The organism is Streptomyces sp. S3(2020) (assembly GCF_013044505.1).
Lineage (GTDB): Bacteria > Actinomycetota > Actinomycetes > Streptomycetales > Streptomycetaceae > Streptomyces.
The window spans coordinates 20,856-27,643 of the sequence record NZ_JABERD010000130.1; the positions used below are offsets into that span (position 1 = coordinate 20,856).

General features: G+C 61.3%; 5 protein-coding genes. 4 read left to right on the plus strand and 1 reads right to left on the minus strand.

Translation table 11 applies throughout. From position 1 onward, the window contains the following. Window position 1 precedes the first annotated feature (1 nt). From HLK59_RS32495 to HLK59_RS32510, 4 genes are all read left to right on the plus strand, one after another. Window positions 2-1,234 (plus strand): FtsK/SpoIIIE domain-containing protein, encoded by a 1,233-nt coding sequence (locus HLK59_RS32495; RefSeq protein WP_346779854.1) that lies wholly within the window; start codon window positions 2-4, stop codon window positions 1,232-1,234. Continuing rightward, a complete protein-coding gene (locus HLK59_RS32500; RefSeq protein ID WP_171145155.1) occupies window positions 1,227-1,418 on the plus strand; it encodes a hypothetical protein in 192 nt (63 codons plus the stop codon). The genes HLK59_RS32495 and HLK59_RS32500 overlap by 8 nt, the downstream gene beginning before the upstream one ends. Before the next feature lie 358 nt (window positions 1,419-1,776). Then, window positions 1,777-3,225 (plus strand): replication initiator, encoded by a 1,449-nt coding sequence (locus HLK59_RS32505; RefSeq protein ID WP_171145156.1) that lies wholly within the window; start codon window positions 1,777-1,779, stop codon window positions 3,223-3,225. A 1,106-nt stretch (window positions 3,226-4,331) separates the two neighbouring features. Beyond that, window positions 4,332-5,276, plus strand: coding sequence for a hypothetical protein (locus HLK59_RS32510; protein WP_171145157.1), 945 nt, complete (start codon window positions 4,332-4,334; stop codon window positions 5,274-5,276). 221 nt (window positions 5,277-5,497) lie between these two features. Here HLK59_RS32510 and HLK59_RS32515 read toward each other — a convergent pair whose 3' ends face one another. Further along, complete coding sequence (locus HLK59_RS32515) at window positions 5,498-6,475, minus strand: hypothetical protein (RefSeq protein ID WP_171145158.1); 978 nt, start codon at window positions 6,473-6,475, stop codon at window positions 5,498-5,500. Between the last annotated feature and the right edge of the window lie 313 nt (window positions 6,476-6,788).

The following is a 6,788-nucleotide window of genomic DNA, read 5'->3' on the forward strand; positions in this document are numbered from 1 at the left end:
GGTGCCGTTGGTCTGGTACCTGATCGGCTTTCCGGTCACCGTCTGCCGCATACGGTTCACCTGGCGGCGGCTGTGCCAGAACACGGACTTGGCGGTCGTCCGCCGCCCCCGGTACACGATGGTGGGGCGGGATGTGATGGTGCGGGGGGTGGCCCTGCGACCCGTTCCGCCTCGCCTCGGCGTACCGAAGATCAACCGCCTTGGCTGTGGCCTCTCGGTGCGGGTTCGTCTGCATCCTGGCCAGACTCCGGCACAGTTCATCGCTGCCACGGAAGCGATCGTGCACGCCTGGCGGGTCCACTCGGTACGGGTGATCTCACCGGAGCGCGGTGAGGTCCTGATCGTCGCGGTCGCACGTGACCCGCTGGTGGTCGATCAGGCGCGCCGGATGTATCCCGCGCCCCGCTTCATGGCTGCTGTGGTCGGCCGGACCGGAGACAGCGCCGCGTGGACCATCGACCTTCGTAAGGTCCCTCACTGGCTCGTGGTCGGCGCGACGCAGTCCGGCAAGTCGACGCTGCTGGCTGCGTTGGTCACCCACCTGGGAGCACAGCCGCTCGCGCTCGTGGGGATCGACTGCAAGGGCGGGATGGAGTTCTCCCTCTTCGCCAAACGGCTCTCCGCGCTGGCGACCAACCGGGCTGAGGCGATAGGTCTCCTGAAGGCGATGATCGCGGAGGCCGAGTCGCGCATGGCCGTGTGCCGGACGGCCGGTGTCCGCTCGGTCTGGGATCTCGACGACGATGAACGGCCCGTGCCCATCGTGGTGTTGGTCGACGAGATCGCGGAGCTGTACCTAGCCGGTGCGACGCTGGCCGGTCGCAAGGAAGCTGTGGAGTGCTCCACGGCCCTGCTGCGCCTTGCTCAGCTCGGAGCCGCCCTCGGTATCCATCTGGTCGTGGCGGCGCAGCGCTTCGGCTCCGAACTCGGTCCCGGCGCCACGGCTCTGCGGGCCCAACTCGGCGGCCGGATCTGCCATCGGGTCAACGATGAAGCCTCGGCGGAAATGGCGCTGGGTGACCTGTCTCCCGATGCGATCGCCGTCGCCCAAGCGATCACAGAAGACGAAAAGGGAGTCGCCGTCACCACGATCGGTGGCCACTGGGTGCGGGCCCGCTCGATGCTCCTCACTCCCGACAGCGTCCGCCAGTACGCCGCGCGCAATGCGCACCGCACGCCGGAACTCCCGCACCTTGCAGCGGCCCTGGAGGCGGGAGGCGAGAGCGATGAATGAGGGCGAGGCATTCGCCTATGTGGTCTTCTTCGGAGTGATCACGGTGCTGCTGGTCCGCTCGCGTGAGGTGCCGTGGTGGGTCGCGGTGCTGATCGGCCTCTTCGGGTTCTACCTCGGCCAGACTCCGGCCTTCTTCATGATCTCCGAGTTCGTGGTCTGGATCTTCGACCGCTTCGCGGTGTGACCGCCCTCGGAGCCCTGAGAGGTGTTGTCCGATGTCTCACCGGTACATCCGCTGTCCGTACTGCCGCCGTCCCCGTCTGCGCACCCGTGGCGGACGTCTCCGGCGCTGCCACTGCTGCCGAGACGGTCGACGGCGCAAACGCTGATCACACAGGGCACCAAGGGAGGTCCAACCCGTGCCCCGGTTCCTGAAGTTCCTGGCACTCGTCGTCATCGTGGGCGTCCTCATCGGGATGTGCTCTCAGCACTCCTGATCGCCCCCTCGGCCCTCACCCCCTAGAGGAGCACCGTGCACCATCACCCCGCCCCCGTCACCGCAGCCCGTCTGGCTGCTCCCCCTGGAAGGTCACCGCCCCTGCATGCCGACCACCACCGCTGACGCGCGGCGCTCCGTCCTCGAACGGGCGGAGCGCCTGCGCCGACTCACCGACACCGATCAGGACTTGATCCGCCTCGCCAGCGAGCCGGGCTTCCCACGCTGGCTCGAACAGATCAAAGCCACTGGCGGATGCGCGCACCCGATCTACCTGGCGGGCCACACGACCGTGAGCGACCCCGCCACGGGACAGGTGCTGCGCCACTACGACACCATCAACGAACCCGGCGAACGGCTGCCCGTGCGATGCCGAAACCGCCGGGAATCACGCTGCCTGCCGTGCTCGCGCCTCCACTCCGGCGACACCTTCCACCTCGTCCGGTCCGGCCTCCTCGGCGGCAAGGGAATCCCGGGCACGGTCACCGATCACCCCCGGCTCTTCGTCACCCTCACCGCTCCGTCCTTCGGCGCCGTGCACCGGGCAACCACCGATGGCGAACCATGCCGTCGCCACTCCGCCGGCACATCGTGCGAGCACGGACACCCCTTGACCTGCGGCCTCGTGCACGCCTCCGACGACTCCGCAGTCGGTCAGCCACTCTGCCCGGACTGCTACGACTACGCCGGACACGTGCTGTGGCACGCCCATGCGGGCGAACTCTGGAACCGCACCACCAGAACCATCCGCCGCCACCTCGCCACGGCGGCAGGCATCACGCAATCACGCATCGGCGAACACCTGCGACTGAGCTTCGCCAAGGTCACGGAGTATCAGAGGCGGGGCGCCGTGCACTTCCACGCCGTGATCCGCCTCGACGGTCCCGACGGGCCGACCACGCCTCCGCCCGACTGGGCCAGTGCCGAACTCCTCGGCGCTGCCGTGCGATCGGCTGCGGCCTCGGTGAAGGTCTCCATGCCTTACATGCCAGGCCTGGGAGAGCTGGTGTTCCGCTGGGGCGGGCAACTCGATGTGCATCCCATCCGGCGTGCCTTCGCCGATGACGGCGCGGTGACTGATCAGGCGGTGGCGGCGTACGTCGCCAAATACGTCAGTAAGGGCGTTGGCGACGCGGGCGGCACGGACTACCCTGTCAGGTCGCTCGATGACATTGCCTTGCTTCTCGTCTCTGCTCACGTGCGCGCGCTTATGGGCACCTGCTGGCGACTGGGCAGACTGCCAGAGCTGGCGCCGTTACGCCTGCGGGCCTGGGCTCACACGCTGGGCTATCGAGGTCACGTCCTCACCAAGTCCCGCCGATACTCCACCACGTACGGGGAACTGCGCACGGTCCGTGCCGCCCGTCATGATGTGCTCCCGTCCGGTCCTGATACGGGTCCGTTGCCGGTGGTCGAGTCGGCGTGGCGATACGTCGGATCAGGTCACACCCCCGGCGCCGAACTCATCGCCGCCGGAATCGCCGAAGATCTCGTCCTGCTCCGGGAGGTCAGACAGGAACTGGTCGCCGAACGCAGGTGCTCCGATGCTGCCTGACAGTGTCGTTGGTCAGTTTCATTGCCTTCGCACGGTGAAGGGCCGTCAGGAAGCTCTGAGTACCTGGCGCGTGACAACCGGGGGTCCGGATACGGCGGCTGTGGTCGTCCGGCTCTTGGGAGGAGAGTCGCGCGAAGCACATCCTTCGTCTGCGTGTGAGCGGTGGGAGATCATGACGCGGACGGCCAGGTTCCGGGCTGTGGTGGAGGGCGCGGATGGTTCGGATCTCATGTTCCGGCTGGCGGCTGACTATGCGGCTGGGGTGTTTCACTACAGCTCGGGTCCGTGGCTTCTGTCGGAGATCATGGGCAGGACAGTGGGCCTGCTTGCCGGGCCGGAGGGATCTTCCCTGTGCGACGTGCTGATCCGGGCTGTGGACTTCACCACGAGAACCGGAACCAGGGTGCGGTACCTCCTGCCGTCATTGGCGCTGATCGGGCGCTGGGACGGCGGGACATCTGTGACGCACGGCACTAACAAACCTGTGCCCCATAAATGAGCTGATGTGGCGCCTGACGCCTGGTGAAACAGATCGGCACGAACGTAAATTCGACTATGTGGGCAATCGATATAGTTGTCGAATGGATACGGGCAAATGGGGTATAGAATCCGGACAATCGGGGCTTGTCGCGCTGTGTAGTCCAGAGGAGAGGCATACAATCACGTAAAATCTTAAATACCCCATTATGGGAACAATATGGCCAGTGTGATTTCAGCCCTTATCTCTGCGATGGTTGGCGGATTAATTGTCTTCGCCTCCTCATACTTCACTGCGCGCCAGTCCCAAGCTCACGAGAGGAAACTTCAAAACCAGAGACTAAGAAACGAAAGATTTGGAACCCTATTTCCGCTACGTCGAGAAGCGCTCCAATCCATATGGCTTGCACTGCTGCAAGAGCGACTTGGAGTAAGCCACTCGGATGAGGAGTGGGAGCGAATACTTGAGCAATGCCTATGGCTTCCCTCGTCCGCGCAAGCAGAATGCATTAATGCTGTGGCGATAGTCAGGTCGCAAATAGCCAACCAAGAGGAGATCAAACGCGCCGTTGATAGGGCAACCAGCCAAATCGTTGACTATGCAAGAAATAACCTGGAGGAGATTCAGGATGAGCGTTAACCCTGGAGAGGATGTCACGAGTGCACTAGGTCAGCTGGACATGCAGAGGCGAGATCAGGTTAAGCAACAGATCCAGTCGATCCAGACACCCGGCATCATTCGCCTAATAGAGTCATCTGAAGTGGCGATCAATATAGACCCGGAAGTCCTCCCTTACGAGGATGAAGATATGGACTACGAAAAGTTCGTCAACGGAATGAAGGAACGATACGGGCTCCACCTTGATGCGAGTGAAGTCGAGACAATTATTGCGAGGACCCCGGGCGCTTCGCTGAGTTCTTTCAGGGAGCTCGCCCAGGGAGAGCAAGCGAAACTGGCTTTCCGTATGACGGACCGCATCAGATTTATCGACGGAAAGTTCCCCGGAATTGGCCGCGATGAGTACACTCCAATTCGCTTCATGAGTTTCCACTCTCAAAACCTGGGTGCTCAAGTGCATGGGCGCACTAATATCGCAGATCTGCTAATAAAAGAGGCGTTTGAGTTGGCGTGGGGTGCAACTTCCACTCCGCGAAAGTGGGAAAGCGAGGAAGTTCAGCGGGAGATAGCCTTGAAGAGCTATGGGACGCATACCAAGGTAGATCTTGGCGCGAATATATTTGGCCTTATAGCCCCTCCTCTTCAAGAATTCCTGCGACGGAATCTGAGTGAGGGGCTGGCGCTAGGCGCGCGAATGATTGGTCGGTCAGAGCTAGACAATTTTGAGCCGCCATCAAATGTGGCCGGTAACGTTTTCTTGGATGACATAATTCTTCAATATTCCATTATTGATCTAGCGACTGGTCGGCATGAATCTCCCAAAATAAAAGTACGTGTGATGTCTAAGCATGAGTTGGGGACCGGCGTGGTTGATGTGATAAGTGAGCTACCTTTCGAGGATCATGTAAAAGTCGTGGAAGGCTTGGCTAGTGCTCTCAGTCAAACGGATAGTTAGCACCTTGTCACAGTCTTGCGGTTTTGCAGATTCCAATCGAGAGGCTGGAGGCTGGTGGAGCGACCTTTTTTGAGGGGTCGTTTTTCTCTTTTTATCGGTGTCCTGTGAGTTCAACCGCAATAGGAGAGGTGTGGGAGTTTTAGAAGATTGCTGTGGGTCTTGGATACGACTCATTGGAGGAGCCTTTCAGGTCGACCCGGCCGGCTTGGGGTAGAAGGGCGTCAGTCTTCGCCCGCCTCCTCCTCGTGCGGGTTCACCAGTTCATCCCGCGTCACGACACGTGGCCTGGCCGTGCCTCGCTGGCTCGCCGAGGGACGCGGCTTGGCGTGAACGACCACCAGGTAGACCGTGACTCCTTCAACATGCACGCGAGGCGGCCACGGCTTCGACGCTTCGTCCGTGGGCATCTGGAGCCCTTGGTCGCTCAGGTTGAACGTCACTAGGTGGGCAACGCTCTTGCCGTAATCATGCGCGTAGTCGAGCGCCTGCCTGAAGCCTTTGGCCACGTAAGGAACTCCGTAGCCCTTCCTTGAGGTGTCGTACAGCTTAACCTCGCAGACCAGCGGGTCGTCGCCGTCCAGTCCGGCGGCAACGTCCACTTGCCCAGAAGCGGACTTCGGCTGCGAGAACGGGTAGTCAATGCCCTGGTCAAAGAGGAACTTGCGGAGGTAGGTGTCGTACGTGTCTTCGCCGTGCTTGGTGTCATCCACGTACTTCTTGTACAGCTCAGCTTGGTCGAACCACTCAAGACGACGAGCGAAGCGTTCGAGCATGTAAAGCACCTCGCTCGCGGAGCCAAGTTGCCCTTGCAGGTAAGCGACGAACGTCCGAACCGTCTGCTCAGTCATGTCCCGCAACATGGTGTTGAGGTGCGTGCTAACCGAGAAGGACTGAGCCAACCCAAAGGGGTCTGCTCCATCTGCCCACCAGTTGATGAACTGCCAGATGATCTTTGCGCGGCCCGCCTCAGTGTCGGGCCAAGAATAACTCCGCGTGCTGAACTTGTCGCGGACCCATTCGCCGGGATTAACTTCAGGGTTGGAATTTTCTAGGGTTTCGGTAATGGCTCTGAGAGCCGGAGAACCCTGGATGAAGTCTCGGAGATACCTAATCTCATACCTGTACGAATCGCTTTGAGTGCCGTAGATGAGGCTGTACTTCTGGTTGAGCTTGTTTTGCAAGTCGTGTTCGTAGCGCATGTCAGTGCCCCTTCACGAGATGGATTATTTTTAGGACTCCGTGACGTTGAGCCTCTTCCAAACTGACGGTGCTGACCGCGAGTTGGACAGCCGTGCGCAACGCTGAATCTCCTGGTAAACGGGTCCTCCACCAACATTACCCGTATTCGCCAGGAGCTTTTCAGCGGCTTTCCGTCAGCATCTTCTGACCTGCGACGAAAGGCTTCCGCGCAAGCCCCGCGGGCCGCGGACCTGGGTCCGTCTCTTATCCCCATCTGACCCTCCCGACGAAGAGGCTGTGTTAGCTCTAGGGGGGCGCCGAAAGGTAACAAAA